At 52.4% G+C, this 19176-nt stretch carries 13 protein-coding genes and 2 pseudogenes; 1 reads left to right on the top strand and 14 read right to left on the bottom strand.

Features of this window, described 5'->3' with window-relative positions; all coding sequences use genetic code 11:
- Positions 1-66: 66 nt before the first annotated feature.
- The 6 genes from mglC to POTG_RS16305 all read right to left on the bottom strand — a co-directional run bounded on the left by mglC (position 67) and on the right by POTG_RS16305 (position 8516).
- The gene (mglC, locus tag POTG_RS16330) at positions 67-1077 is read right to left on the bottom strand and encodes a galactose/methyl galactoside ABC transporter permease MglC (RefSeq protein WP_036645890.1); all 1011 of its coding nucleotides are present in this window, start codon (positions 1075-1077) and stop codon (positions 67-69) included.
- Positions 1078-1099: 22 nt separating this feature from the next.
- Positions 1100-2605 (bottom strand): sugar ABC transporter ATP-binding protein, encoded by a 1506-nt coding sequence (locus POTG_RS16325; protein WP_009225946.1) that lies wholly within the window; start codon positions 2603-2605, stop codon positions 1100-1102.
- A gap of 168 nt (positions 2606-2773) precedes the next feature.
- On the bottom strand, positions 2774-3811 hold the full coding sequence (locus tag POTG_RS16320) for a galactose ABC transporter substrate-binding protein (protein WP_009225945.1): 1038 nt from the start codon (positions 3809-3811) through the stop codon (positions 2774-2776).
- A gap of 270 nt (positions 3812-4081) precedes the next feature.
- A complete protein-coding gene (locus POTG_RS16315; protein ID WP_009225944.1) occupies positions 4082-5071 on the bottom strand; it encodes a substrate-binding domain-containing protein in 990 nt (329 codons plus the stop codon).
- Positions 5068-6858, bottom strand: a complete 1791-nt coding sequence (locus POTG_RS16310) for a sensor histidine kinase (RefSeq protein ID WP_009225943.1) — start codon at positions 6856-6858, stop codon at positions 5068-5070. Before POTG_RS16310 ends, POTG_RS16315 begins: the two co-directional genes overlap by 4 nt.
- Positions 6855-8516, bottom strand: a complete 1662-nt coding sequence (locus POTG_RS16305) for a response regulator (protein WP_009225942.1) — start codon at positions 8514-8516, stop codon at positions 6855-6857. Before POTG_RS16305 ends, POTG_RS16310 begins: the two co-directional genes overlap by 4 nt.
- 213 nt (positions 8517-8729) lie before the next feature.
- On the opposite strand from POTG_RS16305, the gene POTG_RS16300 reads away from it, so the two are divergent.
- Positions 8730-9320: a hypothetical protein gene (locus POTG_RS16300; RefSeq protein ID WP_036645887.1), complete on the top strand. Its 591-nt coding sequence runs from the start codon at positions 8730-8732 to the stop codon at positions 9318-9320.
- 252 nt (positions 9321-9572) lie between these two features.
- On the opposite strand, the gene POTG_RS16295 is transcribed toward POTG_RS16300, so the two are convergent.
- The 8 genes and pseudogenes from POTG_RS16295 to POTG_RS16260 form a co-directional block, all read right to left on the bottom strand.
- Positions 9573-10277, bottom strand: coding sequence for an ABC transporter ATP-binding protein (locus POTG_RS16295; RefSeq protein WP_036645884.1), 705 nt, complete (start codon positions 10275-10277; stop codon positions 9573-9575).
- Positions 10274-11083, bottom strand: coding sequence for an ABC transporter ATP-binding protein (locus POTG_RS16290; protein ID WP_009225939.1), 810 nt, complete (start codon positions 11081-11083; stop codon positions 10274-10276). Before POTG_RS16290 ends, POTG_RS16295 begins: the two co-directional genes overlap by 4 nt.
- A pseudogene (locus POTG_RS16285) lies at positions 11080-11649 on the bottom strand (branched-chain amino acid ABC transporter permease); the annotation flags it as partial. The pseudogene POTG_RS16285 and the gene POTG_RS16290, both read right to left, overlap by 4 nt.
- Positions 11648-12622, bottom strand: a pseudogene (locus tag POTG_RS16280) (branched chain amino acid ABC transporter substrate-binding protein); the annotation flags it as partial. The pseudogenes POTG_RS16285 and POTG_RS16280, both read right to left, overlap by 2 nt.
- Positions 12623-12922: 300 nt before the next feature.
- On the bottom strand, positions 12923-13378 hold the full coding sequence (locus POTG_RS16275) for a GNAT family N-acetyltransferase (protein ID WP_036645881.1): 456 nt from the start codon (positions 13376-13378) through the stop codon (positions 12923-12925).
- Between the two features lie 116 nt (positions 13379-13494).
- Positions 13495-15288 (bottom strand): ABC transporter ATP-binding protein, encoded by a 1794-nt coding sequence (locus POTG_RS16270; protein ID WP_232282327.1) that lies wholly within the window; start codon positions 15286-15288, stop codon positions 13495-13497.
- A 59-nt stretch (positions 15289-15347) separates the two neighbouring features.
- On the bottom strand, positions 15348-17117 hold the full coding sequence (locus POTG_RS16265; RefSeq protein WP_036645878.1) for an ABC transporter ATP-binding protein: 1770 nt from the start codon (positions 17115-17117) through the stop codon (positions 15348-15350).
- A 253-nt stretch (positions 17118-17370) separates the two neighbouring features.
- Positions 17371-19176 (bottom strand): dynamin family protein (locus POTG_RS16260; protein ID WP_198136225.1); only part of this gene is annotated, 1806 nt, incomplete at its 5' end.

Raw genomic sequence — 19176 nt, 5'->3', positions numbered from 1 at the left:
CCGCTTGCGTAAAAAATGGAAAAAAGGACGGCACAAAAGCCGCCCTTCACTTAACCCTAAAAGACCTTATTTCTTGCTTGCGTATTTCCGCATATCGAACGCTACCGCAGCAACGATGATTGCACCTTTGATGATTTGTTGCCAGTAAGGACCTACGCCTACGAACGTCAAGCCATAGTTGATGACCGTAAAGATCAGCACGCCAGCCATAATGCCTGGAACCGTACCAATCCCGCCGGTGGTGGATACGCCCCCCACGACGCAGGCTGCGATCGCATCAAGCTCGTACATGTTCCCGTAGTTGTTCGTAGCACCGCCGGTTCTGGCTGCTTCCAGCACACCAGCCAAGCCGTAAAGCGCCCCGGCGATCGAGTAGATCATAATCAAGTTTTTGGAGACGTTAATCCCCGATACTTTCGCAGCTTGCTGGTTGCCGCCGATGGCGTACATATTTTTGCCAAGCCGGGTTTTATTGAACATGACCCAAACGATCGCACAAACGACAATCGCAATAATGACGATATATGGAATCGAGAAGCTCCAGTTACTGAACAATGAACCTGAACCTAACGTTGTAAAGTCGTCGCGCAATCCGCCGATCGGCTGGGATTGGTTCGGCTCCGTATCGAAATATAGGGAGTTGATCCCGTAGATGGCAACCATGGTGCCCAGTGTAGCGATAAACGGCGGAACCTTAAACTTGGATACGATAATCCCGTTGATCAGACCAAAGATCAGACCTACAACAATTGCGATCAAAATCGGTACAAACAACGGAAGCTCCGGCAGGTTCGGGAAAAAGCGACGGGCATAATCGACCTCTTGCAGCATGGAGGCAGAGACGACAGCCGTCAATCCGACCATCCGGCCCGCGGACAAGTCGGTACCGCCGGTAATGAGGATAAACGCAACCCCAAGGGCGATGATAACCCGGGTGGACGATTGGATCAAAATATCGCGAAACGTATTTAGTCCGATAAAGCTTGGATCATAAGCGGCGATGCCGATAAGCAGCACGGCCAAAACGATATAAATGGCATTTTCGGTCACAAAGCTCTGAATTTTCTTTGTATTCATGATTTTCTCCTCCTTCAAATCCTTAGTGCTGGGCTGCCAGACGCATAATTTCTTCTTCCGTAGCCTTATCTCCATCCAATATTCCCGTCAGACGGCCTTCGGACATTACCATGACACGGTCGGACATCCCAAGCAGTTCAGGCATCTCGGATGAAATCATGATGATGCTCTTGCCTTGCTGTGCCAAATCCGCAATAATGGAATAAATTTCGTATTTTGCCCCGACGTCGATCCCGCGCGTCGGTTCGTCCAGCAGTAAAATTTCCGGGTTAGTGAGCAACCAACGGGCCAGCAACACCTTTTGCTGATTCCCGCCCGAAAGGTTCATGATCAGCGTTTTAGGCGACGGTGTTTTCGTCCGCAGCTTCTCAACCATTTGATTGGCTTCAGCCTTTTTCTTCCGCTCATTCAGCAGGCCAAAAGGCGTCACATAACGGTCAATGTTGGCAATGGCCGCATTTTCATGAACAGACAATACCGGGAAAATACCGGTTGTCCGGCGTTCCTCCGTCAATAGCGCCAATCCGTATTTTTTGGCTTCACTGGCGCTGCGGATCTTCACCTCTTTGCCGTGAATCGAGATGGTGCCGGACTGAATTTCACGAAGGCCAAACAACGCTTCGATTAACTCGGTGCGCTGCGCCCCAACCAGACCGCCTACGCCAAGGATCTCCCCTTTGCGCAATTCGAACGATACATCTTTAAAAGATTTTGGATCGACGGACGTCAGATGCTCTACCTTCATAATGACGCCGTTTGGCTTGTTGTGGCGATCCGGGAATCGCTGCGTGAGATCGCGCCCAACCATCTTGGAAATAATGAGGTCGGTCGTCATCTCCGACGCTGGCCACGTCCCAATCTTCTTGCCGTCACGCATGATCGTTACATCGTCGGAGATCCGCAAAATCTCCTCCATCTTGTGCGAGATATAGATGATCGACACCCCGCGCTTCTTCAAGTCGTTGATGATCCGGAATAGATGCTCAACCTCTACGCTTGTCAAGGAAGAGGTAGGTTCGTCCATCACGATAATCCGCGAGTTAAACGATACCGCCTTCGCGATCTCGATCGACTGGATTTTGGAAACGGACAGCTTGCCGACAATCGTATCCGGATCCAAATCAATATCTAATTGTTTAAACAGCTCTTCCGTATCCTGATACATCTTCTTATGGTCGACGAATTGGAAGGGTCCCCATCCTTTCATCGGGAAACGTCCGAGCCAGATATTTTCCATCACATTGCGGAAAGGTACCGGATGCAGCTCTTGGTGAATCATCGAGACCCCAAGCTTCAGCGCATCGCTGGAATTGTTGATTTCCGCTTTTTGACCATTCAAATAAATTTCACCGCTGTCCGGCTTATAAATCCCGAACAGACATTTCATCAGCGTGGATTTGCCGGCCCCATTCTCGCCCATCAGCGCATGAACGGTACCCGGTCGAACCTGCAGTGTTACGCCATCCAGCGCTTTAACGCCGGGAAATTCCTTGGTAATGCCCTTCATTTCGAGCATATATTCAGACATGGTTTTCGCCCCCTGATCATTTCTTCCGCTTTAGAGGCACAGCATCGTTTCCTCCTGTGTTCCTATCCCCTGTGAAAAAACAGGAGGTCCGTACCTTTCGGCATCGAACCTCCCATGTTGTTCTAGCGAATATGAGAAGTCCTGCTGATTGACCTGCTCGCCGTACTCTTATTTGAATTCAGCAGCGTTTTCCTTCGTTACTTTTTGGTATGGAATCCACACATATTGATTGTCGGTGATATCAAAACCTACGTTGTCTTTGCTGATCGCTTCGCCTTTGGCCAGCAAGGAAGCCAGGATAACCGCTGCTTTCCCTTGGTTCTCCGCATCGTTCAGAACCGTACCCAGCAATGTACCTTGTTCAAGCGCTTGCAGGGCTGGTGCCGTTGCGTCAACGCCTACAACCGGCATGTATTTGTCACCCGTGAAGTAACCAGCAGCTTTCAGAGCTTCGATCGCGCCGAGTGCCATGTCATCGTTGTTCGCAAGTACGGCTTCAATTTTATCGCCATTTGCGGCCAGGAAGGCTGCCATTTTCTCTTGGCCTTTTACGCGGTCCCACATGGCTGTGTCTTCAGCAACTTTTTCGACCTTAATGCCGGCATCTTCAATCGCTTGGACCGAATATTGCGTACGCAGCTCAGCATCTTGGTGTCCAGGTTCGCCCTTCAGCATAACGTATTGCAGCACGCCGTCACCATTCTTATCTGCTTCCGGATGAGCTTTCCAGTAGTCCACGATGATTTGACCGGACAGTGTACCGGATTCTTCAGCTCTCGCACCAACGTAGTAAACTTTATCCCATTTCTTCATATCTTCCGGCAACGGTTCGCGGTTCAAGAATACAACCGGTGTGTCCTTCGCTTTAGCTTTGTCGATAATGACGCCTGCTGCCGTCCGGTCAACCGGGTTAACAATCAGCGCATTCGTCTTCTTCGTCAAGAACAAGTCGATTTTATCGTTTTGCGTAGGCTGGGAGTTTTGGCTGTCAACGATGTCCACTTTCGCGATCCCGTCAGCATTTTTCTCGATCGAGTTACGAACGCCTGTCATAAACGTATCGTCAAATTTGTAAATCGCCACACCTACGTTTGGAGTAGAACCCCCATTTCCTCCGCTGCTCTCTTTATCGCTGCTGTTGGAGCATCCGACCATCGTCGCTCCCAGCATGGCTGCAGCCAGCATGACCGTTGTAAGCTTCTTCATATTTTTTGACCTCCTGAAAGTGTATTTCTAAGTGATATCCTCTTGGATACGTTTTCATTATGCATGGTTTCGGGCACCTTGCGAATCCAAAATTCTAAGATTTTTCTATCAAAATTCTGATGATGTCGAATTAAATATCTATATCCTTATATCGATAGTCGCAAAAAAACATCAAACAGCAAGCGCCCCGGATTCCCGGTAACCACTTGCTGTTTGCTCGTCCCAGCTTCAACTCTAGAACAACTTGGCTACGCCAACCGTCCACTTCACTCATTTCACGAACGGAAACAGAAGCTTCTGGTTTTCAGGCCACAGCATATTATTCAGGTCGATCAGCTTCGTATCCGTTGGGATTCGATCCTCAAGCTTCTCGCCGCGGGCCGCCTGGACAGCGGCAGCAACCGCCATGTACCCGTTGTTGAACGGGTTCTGTACGACCATCGCCTGCACCTTTTCCTCCTGCAGGAGTTCAAGCATCTCCGGCGGATTATCGAAGGCAATCATCTTCACCTTGCCGCCGTATCCAAGCTCGTCGACGGCCCGGCCTGCGCCAATCGAAGATTCGGCGCTTAGTGAAACGATGCCGTTCAGATTCGGGAACCGCTTCAGCATATCCGCCGTCAGCTTGTAGGCGAGATACTCGTCCGACCCGCAATATTGAATATCGACGACATGGACATCGGGAAAGCGTGCGACGTAATCAAGGAAGCCTTCCTCACGCTGGTTGGCGTTACGGGCGCCTTTCACAAAATTAATAATCCCGATTTCGCTCACAGGCCCGGTGAGATCGACCAAGCGTTCAGCCGCTTTCTGGCCGGCCTCGTAATTGTTTGTCCCCACGAACGTCTTTACCTTGGTGGAAGCGACCTCCGAATCCATTGAAATGACCGGGATGTCGTAATAGGATGTCCGGTCCGTCACCTGCCCCAGCGCTTCATAGTCGGAAGCCGCCAGGATGATGGCGTCCGGACGCCGCTCAATCGCCTCTTCCATCAGGCGAATTTGGCCTTCGACATCGTTTTCGTTCTCCGGGGCGACAAAATTCAACCGGACATTAAACTCCTTGGCCGCGACCTCCGCCCCCAGCTTGGTCGTTTTCCAATAATCGCCGCGATCCATCTTGACGATCATGTCCACGTCGTAAATTTGCTGATGATCCGCCCCGCTCCCGGGACCTCCGCAGGAGGACAGCAAAGTGATCAGCGCTCCTGCCATCAACAGAATGCCAGCTCGATAGATGCACTTCGGCAACCGCTTCATGACTGCATCCCGCCTTGTTCCAGACTTTCCGGCTGTACAGCCGGGATCGTAATCGTGACCGTCGTGCCTTCCTCCGGTTCACTTTCGAAATGAAGCCCGTAACCAGGGCCGTAATAGAGCGTGATGCGTTCCTGCACGTTTCGTACCCCCACCCCTGAGCCGCTTTCGCTGCGGATGTTTCCACTGAACAGCTTCTCCACCGTATCGGGAGACATGCCGATGCCGTTGTCACGGATCCGGAAGATCAGGTTTTCTCCTTCCAAACGGGCCTCGATGTCAATGAATCCTTGCTCGGCCGATTTTTCGATCCCGTGATGGATGGCATTTTCGACAAGCGGCTGCAAGATCAGCTTTAAGGTCGAGCATTTCAACGCAGCTTCATCCGCCCGTATCTCATACCGGAACTTGTTCTTGAACCGGATCGTTTGAATGATCAAATAATGCCGCACATGCTCCAACTCGTCCTGCACGCTGATGATATGTTTCCCCTTGCTCAAGCTGATCCGGAAAAACCGCGACAAGGACGTAATCGTCGTCACGACCTCCTCGTTCCGTCCCAGCTCGGCCAGCCGGGTGACCGAATTTAACGTGTTATAGAGAAAATGTGGGTTGATTTGCGACTGCAGCACATCCAGCTCACTCTTGCGTTTGGCTTCCTGCTCCTGGATGATCTGATCCATCAGCTCGCGGATCCGGCGCAGCATCAAGTTAAACCGTTTGGACAGCTGCTCCACCTCATAAGCGCCACTAACATAGACATTTGTTCCGAAGTCTCCGCGTTCCACCATTTGAACCGAGCGTTCAAGCTTGCGAATCGGCTGCGAGATCCGGGCCGAAACATAAATGCTGATGAACAGAATGATGGCGATGGCCAGAGGTAAAAACCAGGACAAAAAGTCGCCAACTTCCCGTTTCGTCGTCAAAAATTCATCCGCATAAGCCACCCCAACGATTTTCCAGCCCGCCGGCTTTACGGTCTGAATTGTAATGATCCGCGGCTCCCCTTCCAACTCATCGTAATAACGGCCATACGAATAATTCAGCACCGGCTCCAGATTTTCATATTTCAACCCGGCATAAATGAGCTGTTGCTGCGGATGGTATACGATATTTCCCACGGCGTCTATGATGTACACGTACCCTTTTTTGCCTAAGCTGATCCGCCCGCTAAGTTCGTCGATGGTACGGAAGTTGATATCAATCACCAATACGCCTTGCTTCATCTGGCCTTGATCCCGGTAGTCCACGGTTTTGCTCATGGATACGACCCAGCGGTACTGCCATTTGAACAGGTTCTGAATATGCGGCGGAGTAAATTGCAGCTTCCCGGGATTCTGAACCGCAGATTCGAACCATAATTGCTCCTGCAGCCGTGTGTTTTGCCGCATCGGAAGCGTCGGCACGTTGCGCACCAGCTTCCCATCCTCGGTAAACAGCGCCATGGAGACCAGATCTTCGCGAGTACTGAGTACGGTCTGCAACTGTTCTCCAAGCTGATCGTTGGTGGGCAAGTTGGGGGAAACGGAGATTTTTTGCTCCACGAGGTCAAAAATATCCTGCATCCCGCTGACATACAGCTCCAGGTTGGAATGAACCTGTTCAATAATTTGCTCCAGGCTTAAGTAAACGTTCTCTTCCGCAACCTTAGAGAAGCGGTTGTATAGCAACGTCGTGACTAATACAACCGCCAATACGGTAACGGTAATCGAAGATAGAGAAATAAGCACCTGAATATTACGAACATGAAACCCTTGAAACAGACGCGTGAACGAACGCCACAACTTCATGAGCTTCTCGCTCCGATACGATATTCTTTCGGGGAGATGCCGAATTTTTTGCGGAAGCAGAAGCTGAAATAGTTCGGATCGGCAAACCCCACGCGCTCGGCGATCTCAAAAGCCTTCAGATCCGTCGTTGCCAGCAGGTCCTGCGCGGCATCCATCCGTACGCCCATCAGGTAATTGACAAAGGTCGTCTTCGTTTCTTTCTTGAAAATGTTACTGAAATACCCGGTACTGATATGGAGATGCTGACATACCTTAGCGATGGAAATATCATGGTCACCGTAATGCGCCAAAATATATTCCTTCGCCTCGTCCACCAGCTTGTTGTAGCTGGACTGCCTGTCCGTGGCGATGGATTGCTTCAGCTTCATGCATATATCCAGGAACCAGGCTTTTGCTTCATCGGCATGCGAAAATTTGACGAACTGTCCGAGAAATCCAGCCCCATCTCCAAACAATTTGTCGAGGTCAACACGGATGTCCTTGGCGACCTTGATCACTGCGGTCAACAACTCCAGCAAATACAATTGGAAGTCTTGATACGATGCTTTGCTGTCCGTTAATGCCTTGAACAGTTCCTCCAGAAGATTAACCAGCTCCTGGTCACTGCCAACCTTCAAGCAACGGACCAGCTCTTTCTCCTTCATCTCATCCAACGACAACGGGTCCGTTTGCCGCGATTCCACGTCCTCAATCCAAATCACTTTGTTTCCCCCGAGAATGACGCGGTAATCGAGTGCCTTCACCGCCTCTTCATAGGAGCCGGCAAGCTCGCTTAATTGCCCCACCTCAGAACCGGCGCCAATCGTCACCGTCAGCTTGAGGAAGCGCTCCACGCTAAAACGGATTTCTTTCAATAATTGCAGCGTTTGATCCGCAAGCGGTTTGTCCGCACCGGGTTCCCCTACGCTGAGCACCACCACCTCGTCATGATGGATGAATGCCCTGCCTTTCGGATGGAGCCGGACGATTTCCTCCGCAATGTTAAAGACAGCAAAAAGCTGCAGCTGGGTGTCATTCGTATCTTTCAGAGACAACGCTGTACCGTTACCGGGTTCGTGGCTTCCGTCTGATCCCCGCCAAGCTGGCGCGGAATCGATGCGGATCGCAGAAACCATGTATCGATCCCCGCTGAGGTCTAGATCATAATGCTCGCATTTCTCACGAATTTCCGCTTCTTGCAGCCGCCGGGATACGAGTGAAGACAAAAATAGACTTTGCAGGATCGGCAGATTTTTACGGTAGTGCTCGGTCAGCAGCTGCACATTTTCCTTCGCAGCCACTTCCTCGTCGAGCTGCAGCTTCACCTTACGTAAAATTTCGGCCAATTCTCCTGCCGAAAACGGTTTCAAAACATATTCATCGATTCCCAGTCGGATGGCCTTCTGTGCATATTCAAATTCCTCGTATCCGGTTAATATGATGATCTTCGTTGCCGGATACCGTTCACGGATCCACTCGGAGAGCTGCAATCCGTTCATAAACGGCATTTGAATATCCGTCACCACAACGTCCGGCGCATGCTTCTCCACGAGCTCAACCGCTTCCTTGCCGTTCTCCGCCGTCTCTTGGACGACGTAACCGAGACCTTCCCAATCGATTAGGCCTAATAGGCCTTCCCGCACATCTTCTTCATCATCGGCTAAGATCAATTTATACATCGATGGACCATCCTCTTCCATGCCCTGATTTCCCCCCGATTTTAACGTATCGGTCCGCAAAAGTAAATTACGGATCACACGGAGCGGCTAGAAGGAACCAAGACCTTAGTCTAGTTTGTTTTCCGCCTTCGGTCCGTTTTGGGATTCCCATAATCCAAGTACCATGTTAATATTCAATGGAACTATCATCAACAGTAAATGGTGGTCGAAATGATGAACAATGAGAAGAAAATTTATGTCCTGCTAAGCAATCCGACAACACTTGTGGCCAAAATGATCGGCCTATATACAAGAGCGCCTTACAATCATGCCTCGATCGCATTTGATCCCGAACTGCGTGAGGTTTACAGCTTCGGGCGCAAACACCCTTTCATCCCTATCTTTGGCGGCTTCGTCAGAGAGGACATTCATTCCGGAGTATTCGAGAAAGCAACCTGCGCTGTATACAGCTGCAAGGTTAGCGCGGAAAATTACATGCGCATGCGAAATTTTGTGAAAACCTTCGAGGATAACGACGAGCTTTACACCTATAATTTCTTGGGACTCTTAGGGATCATCTTAAATATGGAGCTTGGCGGAAAAAATTCTTTCTTCTGTTCTCAGTTCGTCAGCCGGGTATTCCAAGAAGCCGGCGTCAACCTTCTGGAGAAATCCGCGGGATTAACAACGCCGTCCGATCTTTGCGGCTGTCCGCACCTCCAGCTCGAGTTCCGCGGGCGCCTCGATACGTACCGCGAGCGGTACTGCTATTCGCGCCGCACGGCAGCAGCATACGAGCAAAGCCGGTATTATGCGGCAAATTAATATTCGGCAAAACAAAAACCACGTAGTTTAGACTACGTGGTTTAATCTGAATTCGGAAGGATTTTTTCGTTTAGCCATAAGGTACTTACTCTCCGTGCTCCTTTGCAGGATTATCCCTTTTGATAAGGAGGGACTGTACTCTCTGTTTCTTCGCTCTCTTATTCTATCTAATCAGTTTTACATTCTCCTGATCCAATGGGATAATCGTGCAAAAAGTGTCCGGACAACGATAGGGATCGACCTGCAGCAGGGCTAAGCCAAATAAGCTTCCTTCACCTGCTCATTGGAGAGCAACAAATCGGCTTCGTCCTCCATCAGGATTTCTCCGGTTTGCATCACATAGCCGCGGTGCGCGATTTGCAGCGCTTGAAAAGCGTTTTGCTCGACGAGCAGCACGGTCATCCCCTCGCGGTTTAACTGCTGGATCATCTCGAAAATTTGCTCGACGATAATCGGAGCAAGCCCCATCGACGGTTCGTCCAACAACAGAATTTTTGGCTGCATCATCATGGCCCGGCCGATGGCCAGCATTTGCTGCTCCCCGCCGCTCATCGTCCCGCCCGTTTGCGCCATCCGTTCCCTAAGGCGCGGGAAATGGTCGAACACCCGCTCCATCCGCTGCTTGATCACCTTCTTGTCCCTCACGGAAAAAGCGCCCATCTCCAGATTCTCCTTCACCGTCAACCGCGGGAAGATCCGCCGTCCTTCCGGCACATGTGCGATCCCCGCCAACGCCGCTTGATGCGGGGGTAAGTTGGACATCTCCGTACCGTTAAAGTGGATGGTGCCGGTCGTGTTCACCTGGCCGCAAATCGCCTTGAGCGTCGTGGACTTACCGGCTCCGTTGGAGCCGATCAACGAAACGATCTCCCCTTCCTCTACGGTTAAGGATATGCCTTTTAAAGCTTCGATCGCCCCATAATAGGCGTGAACCTCTTTCAGCTCCAGCAAGCTCATGATATCACCTCGAATCGGACGGTTTCGCCGCTGCCTTGAACCGCGCTTTTGCCCAAATAAGCTTCAATCACTTTAGGGTGGGAACGAATATGATCCGGCCCGCCTTCCGCGATTTTCGTTCCGTAATCAAGCACCAGGATATGCTCGGATAACTCCATCACCAGCTTCATGTCATGCTCGATCAGGATGATCGTCATCCCCGTTTCCTCCTGAATGCGCCGGATCAAGCTGATCAACTCGGTTGTCTCGCGCGGGTTCATCCCGGCGGCTGGTTCGTCCAGGAGCAGCACTTTCGGCTTCGCCGCCAGCGCCCGGGCGATTTCGAGCCGCCGCTGCGCGCCGTACGGCAGGCTCGCCGCCTGTTCGTTCAGCAGCTCTTGCAGCCCGACGAACTCCAGCAAACGGTAAGCCTCTTGATGCACCTGTTCCTCCTCATGTCTGGCTCGGGGCAGCGAGAGCAGCGTACCGAAGATTCCTGTCTTCAGATGGGTATGCATGCCAACCATCACATTTTCCAGCACGGTCATGCTGCCAAACAGGCGGATATTTTGGAACGTCCGGGCGATTCCCAGACTGACGACCTGATGGGGCTTGACGCCAACGATAGACTCACCATCCAACTCAATCGCGCCTTCGTCCGGGGTATAAATGCCGGTGATCATGTTAAAAAAGGTCGTTTTCCCGGCACCGTTTGGGCCAATTACAGCGGAAATTTTGCCGCGGGGAAACGCAAAGTCGACGCCTCCAACCGCCGTCAGTCCGCCAAAGCGCTTCACGAGCTTGCTTACCTTCAGAATCGTCGTCATTGGCTCACACCTCCGCTTTGTTGATTGGCCGGCGGCAAAATGGATAACGTATTGCCGGAACGCTGCGCCTTAAGCCGCTCGGCATCCACCTTCTTGTTCTTGGCGGTGATCAAGCCGTTTGGCCTGAAGATGGCGACGAGTAACAGGATTACACCAAAGATCAGGCGTTGCATCTTGGAAGGCGAAATCGAGCTGGGAAGTTGGATGACTCCCTGCAGTGTCAACTGGTTTAACCAGTTGGTGAGCTCCGTCAGCACCTGTAAATTCAGAATTGTAACCAATGCCGCGCCGAGTATGACGCCAGGCACGCTGCCCATGCCGCCCAGCAGCACCATCACCAGAATCGTAATCGATTCAAGCAGCGTAAAGCTCGTCGGATCGATAAACGTTTGCTTCGCCGCAAACACCACTCCCATCATGCCGGAAAAGGAAGCGCCAATCGCAAAAGCAGTCAGTTTGGTGCGGATGAGCGGAATGCCCATCGATTGTGCGGCGATCTCGTTCTCCCGAATCGCCTTCCAAGCCCGTCCCAGCCGGGAATGCTCCAACCGTTTCACGCCGAAAATAGGCATAAGCGGAGTAGTTCTCCACGGATTTGCCAAACTTCGCTTGATATTTGTCTGCCCAGTCCTTGTTGGATTTCGTAACGTCTGTAGACACGGAGCTGTACGCGACTTCCGTCAGCTTGTCACCGGCGATGTCCACCATCCCCGAGGAATCGAGCGCATCCCCGCCCATGATCGGCACCGTAATCCCCTTCTCCCGGGCCTGTTTAACAATCAATCCGGCCTCGGCATACATCCCGCCGAAGAAGATGAAGTCCGGCTTCTTGCTGAGCACCTGGTTCAGCACGCCGTTAAAGTCCTTCTCACCCACCGTGATCCCTTCGTATCCAGCGATCGTCGCCCCCAGCTCTTCAGCCGAGCTGCGGAAGGCATCGGCCAACCCTTGGCCATAAGCCGTTTTATCTTGGATCACAAAAATATTTTTCGCACCCACCGTCTTCACGGCATATTCGGCACCCGCTGGTCCCTGGAAGTCGTCGCGAGCGACAATGCGGTTGGCGATCTTCAGCTTCCGGTCGGTAAAGTCCGTTGCCGTACTGGCCGGGGACACCATCGGAATACTATATTTCTCATAGACGACCGAGCTCGGAATCGATACCCCGGAGTTCAAATGCCCAAGCACCGCCAATACCGCTTGATCCGCGCCGATCAATTCGGCGTTGGCGACGCCTTTCTTCGAATCGCCTTGGTCATCGTAAGGAACGAACTGCAGATCAAATCCCAGGTCCTTAAACTCAGCCTGACGCTCCTCCAGCGCCATCTGCCCCCCAAGCTTAATCGATTCCCCTTGAATGGCCGAGCCCCCGGATAACGGGGATTGCGAGGCGATCTTAATGACCGTAAGTCCCCCTCCAGCAGCGCTGGTATTTCCAGCTGCCGGTTTTGCCGCGTTGCCGGACGAATTACACGCCGAGAGCAACCCGATCATTAAACAAGCGCTAACCAGCCAGGCAATTCTTTTTTTCCCCTTCATACACATCCTCCTCAGATCAATCTTGTTCTAGGGCTTCGCCCCGTTTATGTCATGTATAAGTCACTTTGTCTAACATAAATCACTTATTATTCCGTTAATTATGTTAGTATTAGTGACATCTGAAATCACCTTACTCCCTCGACTACGTAAAACTATAGTTTCCAACTTGTTCTCCAGCCAAGAAAGTAAAATAAATTTACACAGATGTCTCCCGCCTTCCCTGCAAAACACAAAAAAGCCCCGCCCTTCAAAAGGGTGGAGCTATATCGCGTACAACGCAGTTTGATTTAATTTCTCAGCTTAGTTCAACGGCTTATTCATTCGGTAGCCGGTGCATCTGAAGCCGCAATGTTCATAGAACGCTTTAGCGGACAGATGGTTCTCGCGGGCTGTAGATAATACCAGATCTGTGCTGCCCCGTTCACGGGCCCACATCTCCGCCGCTTCGATCAACCGTCTTCCGATCCCTGTGCCGCGGTGTTTCTCGTCAACGACCAATGCCGTAATCCGGGTTACCGGTCTACTCATGTCATGCGTCTGAAGCTGCTTAAGAAAAGCTGTCCCAACGATCACGCCGTCTAGTTCCGCAACCAGGTTGCCTAGCAACAGCTGGCCTTCCAACATCTCTAAACGTTCCTTTAATACACTGGCCGTCATCGGATAACGCAGTTGACGCATTAAAGGAAGCATGTGTTGAACATCGTCGCAACAAGCCTTGCGAATGACCAAAGCCGGAGCTAACGCCTCACTACTCAATTGGACCAAACCACCTTTAATAAATTTGCCGTTTTAGTATCCTATTCTATTTTCCGGCTTTACGGGCAAGATTGCAATAGTTCTAATTAAATATCTAAATATTTTTCGATAAAAAGTTACAAATACCGAAATTGTGCTTGGACCAAGCCGTAATAGATTCCCTTTCGTTCCATCAATTCCCGGTGAGTGCCCGATTCTCTAATCTCACCATGATCCAGCACGACGATTTTGTCAGCACTTCGGATGGTGGAGAGCCGGTGAGCTACGATAAACGACGTTCTCCCTTTGAGCAGCACCTTCAGCGCTTCCTGGATCTTGAGCTCCGTTTCCGTATCGATGCTGGCCGTTGCCTCGTCAAGGATCAGAATCCGCGGATTAGCCAGCAACGCCCGGGCAAAAGATAGCAGTTGGCGTTGACCCATGGACAGCACATTGCCTCGTTCCTCCACCTCGGTATCGTAACCGTTTGGCAGTTTCACGATAAAATCGTGGGCATTCACTGCCTTAGCCGCTGCTTCCACTTCCTCGTCGGTGGCCTCCAATCGGCCAAAACGAATATTCTCCCGAATCGTTCCCGAGAAAATAAACGTATCCTGGAGCACTACGCCAATTTGACTGCGGAGGCTTTGGACCGTCACGTCGCGGATGTCATGACCATCGATGACAACCGATCCGCCGCTAGGATCGTAAAACCGGCTGAGCAGGTTGATGATCGTGCTTTTCCCTGAGCCGGTGTGGCCAACGAGGGCGATCGACTGGCCGGGTTGTACCTCCAGGTCAATGCCTTTTAAGGCAGGGCGTCCTTGTTCATATTCAAAGACGACGTGGTTAAAGCGGATCTCGCCCGTAATCACCGGCAGCGGCTTGGCTCCCGGCTTATCGGCGATATTCGGCTCCTCATCGATAAATTCGAAGATCCGTTCAGAGGAGGCCATCGCCACCAGGAGTTGGTTGTACATTTGTCCCAGGCGGTTGATCGGGTCCCAGAAATTACCCACATAGTTGCTGAACGCCACCAACAGACCAATCGTCAGTTCACCGGACTGAATCAGGTAGACGCTTAGTACAAACAAGACAAACGTGCCGATCCCCCCGGTGATTTCGATTAAGGGGCCAAACGCCTGGTTCATCGCTGACGCTTTATCCCACGATTTCTTGTTGCTCAGGTTCATCGAATCGAAGTACCGCATATTCTCCCGCTCTTGTGTGTAAGCCTGAGTTACGCGAATCCCCTGAATCGACTCGTTCAAATGGGAGTTAATCCGCGAGTTCTTCATGCGGACTTCCTGCCAGGCCATCCGGATTTTTTGCCGCAGTTTGGTGGAGATCAGGAACATGATCGGGACGGTGACCATCACCGCCAGCCCGAGCTTCCAGTTGATCAACAGCAAAATCACGACGATCCCGGCCAGCTGCACGCAATCGATCATCAGGTTGACGACCCCGTTGGTGAACAGATCCTGCAGGGAATTGACGTCATTGGTGACCCGTACCAGCACCGAGCCGGCCGGACGTTTGTCAAAGAAGTTAAACGAGAGCTTCTGAATATGCTTAAACAAATCGGCGCGCAAATCATAGATGACCCTCTGCCCGATGATATTCGTGAACTTGATCCGGTAGACGCCGGAAGCCCATTGGATGAGGTACAGGACAAGGACGGAGGCGGTGATGCCGTACAGCAGCAATAAGTTGGTCTGACCGTTCGCCGGTGCGATCGCGCGGTCGATGGCCAGACTCGTCAAGTAAGGTACGGCCAGCTTCGTCACAGTACCAAGCACCGTCATCAGGATGATCAAAGGCAGCATCTGCTTGGCATACGGCTTCATATAAGCAAAGAGCCGGCGGAATTGCTGCCAGTCAAAGGCTTTGTCAATCAGCTCATCGTCCTGGTACACAAACCGCTCTTCGATTTTGCCAAGGCCGGCATCCTTGCCGGACTTGGGTTTCGACCTGGTCGCGGTATAGGTATTCACGCATCTCCCTCCCCTTCATGCCCAAGGGCTCCAGCCAAATGGTCTGCATATTGGATACGGTACACATCTTGGTACGGACCCGGGATTTCAATCAATTCCTCATGTTTCCCGCGTTGTACTACCCGGCCTTCGTTTAAGACGAGGATCTCATCGGCATGCCGCAGCGAAGAGATCCGATGGGCAATAATAAACGTTGTCCGTCCTCGCATCACTTCCTGGAACCCGGATTGGATCTCCTGCTCGGTCTCCATATCCACCGCGCTGGTGGCATCGTCCAAGATCAGGATTTTTGGATTCTTGAGCAAGGCGCGGGCGATGGCGATCCGCTGCTTCTGGCCCCCGGACAATCCGAGTCCCCGTTCACCTACGACGGTATCGTAACCGTCCGGCAGCTCCATGATAAAATCATGCGCTTTGGCTAGTTGGGCGGCACGAATGATTTCCTCCATCGTTACGTTGGTCATGCCGTAAGCAATATTGTTCTTAATAGATGACGAGAACAGGAACGTCTCCTGAAACACCGTAGCAATTTGGCTGCGCAAGCTGCGCACGCTGAGCTCCCGAATGTCTTGGCCGTCCAGCAGAATGCGGCCTTTATTCACGTCGTAAGCACGCATTAGCAGCTGGATAATCGTTGATTTGCCGGAGCCGGTGCCGCCAAGAAAGCCAATGACGGAGCCGGGCGGAGCATGGAAATCGATGTCCACCACCGCCGGCATTTTGTTCCCGTAAGCAAACGTCACTCGATCGAACCGGACATCTCCGCGAACCTGATCCGGATCAAGCTCTATCGCTTGTTCTTTGTCCTTCACATCGATCGGTTGATTTAGAATTTCCAGCACCCGTTCCCCGGACGCTTTGGATTGCGTATAGTTATTGATATGAAAGCCTAAGCCCCACATCGGACCAATGATAAACCAGATTAAACTGAAGAACGCGACCAGATCACCGAGCGACATCGACCCTTTGATCACCAAAGTCCCGCCGACCGAGAGCAGCACCGCAACGCTGATCGAAGCCAGCAGCTCCATAACCGGAAAGAACCGGCTCCACAGCGTGGCCGCGAAGATCTGATTATCTTTATAGCGCTCATTCCGAAGCGAAAACTTCTCGACTTCGTGCGGCTCCCGGGCGAACGATTTGACGGTACGCACGCCCGTCACGTTCTCCTGCACCGCGGTCGTTAAGGAACTGAGCGCCAGACGCATTTCCTGAAAGGCTGGATGAATTTTAGACTCAAATTTGAGGGCGACACCGGCCAGGAAAGGGATGGTTATCATCGTGATTAAGGTAAGCTGCCAATGGATGGACAGCATGACCGCTGCCCCAAACGTGACCATCAGGATCAGATTCAGCAGTTGGGCAAAACCAAACCCCACGAAGTTGCGGATGGCTTCCAAATCCCCGGTCAACCGCGACATTAAATCCCCAGTTTTCGCCGTGTCATAATAGCGGAACGATAAAAACTGCAGTTTCTCGTAACATGCGTTACGCAGCCGGTACGCCAGGTAGTTCCCCAGCCTTCCGCCAAAAAAACCGTGCAGGAACTGCAAAAGCGCCTTCACAGCCACAACCGAAACCGCCGTCGCGGCAATCCATACGACTTCTCCATAATTCCCCGGCCGAATTACATCGTCGATCAGCTTGCGAAGCAGCATCGGGTAGACTAAGCCAAGCCCAGTCGCAGCTGCCAAGCATAAAATCGACAACACCAAGTAATTCAACTTTGCCTGGTAATAAACCCGAAGTTGCCTAAGAACCTCCATGTCTCTCCTCCTACACCCGTTTGTGGAACTATACTTCAGATACCCCGTCATAACCAAACGGTTCCGGACGTCTTAGCAGCAAGATCAGGGAGAGTCGTCTGAACGCCGCGAAACCTGTCATCGCCTGAAAGCATGCGCTTTCATGGTCTTAGTCCCTTGCAGTTTATCATCATGATTTTCCCGCGGCAAAGCGTAGAAAAGCCTAATATCCGGTAAATACGGATATTAGGCTTCTATCACGGGTGAAACCCGCCTATTTATCATAAAAAGCTTCCATTTCCTCCACATCCCGCCCGATTTGAGCAAGGATGCTTTTCCAACGCGCCAGCTCCTCCGGAGAGACTTTGGAGCCTTGGATGCTCTGCTCCCATTCCGCCCACAAACCGCGGAACGTTTCAGCCGTTTGCTCCTTCCGCAGCGCGATTTCGTGCTCATAATGTTCCCGGAAAAAGGCTTCCATTTCGCCAACGATCGCCTTCAGCTTGGCGAGCAGCGGCTCCTCGAGCTTCGCCCGCAGCTGCAAACGACCGCCGCCTTCAAAAAACGCTTTTGGATTTTTGAAATACGGCCAATAGGTCTCTGGCGCCAACGATCCGCTGCCCAGCAAGCCTTCAGGAATCGCCGGTGTATCCCAGCTCGTTTCCGCGTTCGAATAGCTGAGCGGCATATCCAATGCCGCCTCATGCCGGCGGCACCAGCCTTCGGCTTCCCGGCGAAGCAGCGCCTCCGCTTTGCGCTCCAAACGCAGCGTGGTGGCAAGCAGCTCGCGCTCCAACTCGCCCGAAACTTGATCCAGCCATCCGCGCAGCGCGACGGTAAAATTCCGTTTCAACGGACCGTTATGCTCCTGCAGCAAGGAGGGATGGAAAAATTCCGTGAACAGCTCCAGCGCCTGCAGCCGTACCCGCTGCACAACGTGGAACAGCAGCTCGGCGTTCTCCTGGCTCCATTCCCTGCCGATATCGACCTGAAGAAACTCGGCAACCGCCTGCTCGAACCGATCCCGGCGTCCGCGCAAGGCGGCGAGCTGTTGCTCCGCGTTTTCCGCGCTTTGTCCAGCGGCTTCCGTCCATTTGGACAAACGTTCTTGCATCTGCTTCATCATTTCTACTGCGGACGAAACCGCCAGATTCCCGAGATCCTGTTCCAGGAAAGTCGAAAAGCGTTGCCGGAAAAGGGAGAAGCCTGGGTCATCCGCCGTATTATCCCGCCTTGCAGCCATTGCCCGCATACTGGATACGGCATATACGTTGGGCTGCTGGATGCCGGCGGTACGAAGACCATCCCGTACATGCTCCACGACAGCCGTCAGCTCTTCCTCCGAAGACGCGAGATCGGCGGCGTTGACGACAAAGAACATTTTGTCGAGGGCGAAGCTGCCCTTCATCCGTCCCAGCTGGCTCAGCAACTGTTTATCGGCACGCGAGAACGCGTGATTGTAATACGTAACGAAGATGATCGCATCGGAATCCTTCATATATTGGAACGTGACTCCGGTATGGCGGGCATGGATCGAATCGGCCCCCGGGGTATCCACCAGCACGATGCCTTGTTCAGTTAACGGACAGCGGTAATAAAAATCGATTTCCGCTACGAAGCAGGCTTTCGCTTCGTCTGCCGCATAGCTGCGGAACTGCTCCGCTTCCACGACCTCCACCTGCCCAAGCCGATCAGCGGATTCTGCCCATCCAGCAGCTGCAGCTTGCAAGAAGCTGTAGTGCGCTCGGCCGGCCGCCGGAATGTCTTCGGGCTTCAAGCGCCGTACCGCCTCCATCCAGGCCGTCTCCTTCCATTCCCCTAAGCCGAGGGCTTGGAAGGAGTAGGCCAAGTCTTCGCGGATCGCCTCGGCGCTCTTGAATTTGACGGCGGCCGTGTTATGGCGCTGACCTTCTGCCGGCGCCATCACGCGGATGATCGCCGCGGTGGTCGGATGCGGCGAGACGGGCAACACCGCTTCGCCGAGCAAAGCGCTGGCGAAGGACGATTTTCCGGCGCTGAACGCTCCGAACAGCGCCACGGTGAAGACGCCGTCGCGCAGCTCGGCGGCGCGCCGGGTCAG

Origin of the sequence: Paenibacillus sp. oral taxon 786 str. D14, from assembly GCF_000159955.1 — a bacterium.
Lineage (GTDB): Bacteria > Bacillota > Bacilli > Paenibacillales > Paenibacillaceae > Fontibacillus > Fontibacillus phoenicis.
This window is presented reverse-complemented; position numbering and strand designations above follow the sequence as displayed.

Excerpts from the sequence above, each read along its gene's own strand:
- POTG_RS16295 (WP_036645884.1), bottom strand. The coding sequence starts at position 10,277 with ATGAGCTTGCTGGAGCTGAAAGAGGTTCACGCCTATTATGGGGCGATC.
- POTG_RS16325 (WP_009225946.1), bottom strand. The coding sequence starts at position 2,605 with ATGTCTGAATATATGCTCGAAATGAAGGGCATTACCAAGGAATTTCCC.
- POTG_RS16290 (WP_009225939.1), bottom strand. The coding sequence starts at position 11,083 with ATGACGACGATTCTGAAGGTAAGCAAGCTCGTGAAGCGCTTTGGCGGA.
- POTG_RS16315 (WP_009225944.1), bottom strand. The coding sequence starts at position 5,071 with ATGAAGCGGTTGCCGAAGTGCATCTATCGAGCTGGCATTCTGTTGATG.
- POTG_RS16300 (WP_036645887.1), top strand. The coding sequence starts at position 8,730 with ATGAACAATGAGAAGAAAATTTATGTCCTGCTAAGCAATCCGACAACA.
- POTG_RS16310 (WP_009225943.1), bottom strand. The coding sequence starts at position 6,858 with ATGAAGTTGTGGCGTTCGTTCACGCGTCTGTTTCAAGGGTTTCATGTT.
- mglC (WP_036645890.1), bottom strand. The coding sequence starts at position 1,077 with ATGAATACAAAGAAAATTCAGAGCTTTGTGACCGAAAATGCCATTTAT.
- POTG_RS16305 (WP_009225942.1), bottom strand. The coding sequence starts at position 8,516 with ATGTATAAATTGATCTTAGCCGATGATGAAGAAGATGTGCGGGAAGGC.
- POTG_RS16320 (WP_009225945.1), bottom strand. The coding sequence starts at position 3,811 with ATGAAGAAGCTTACAACGGTCATGCTGGCTGCAGCCATGCTGGGAGCG.
- POTG_RS16265 (WP_036645878.1), bottom strand. The coding sequence starts at position 17,117 with ATGGAGGTTCTTAGGCAACTTCGGGTTTATTACCAGGCAAAGTTGAAT.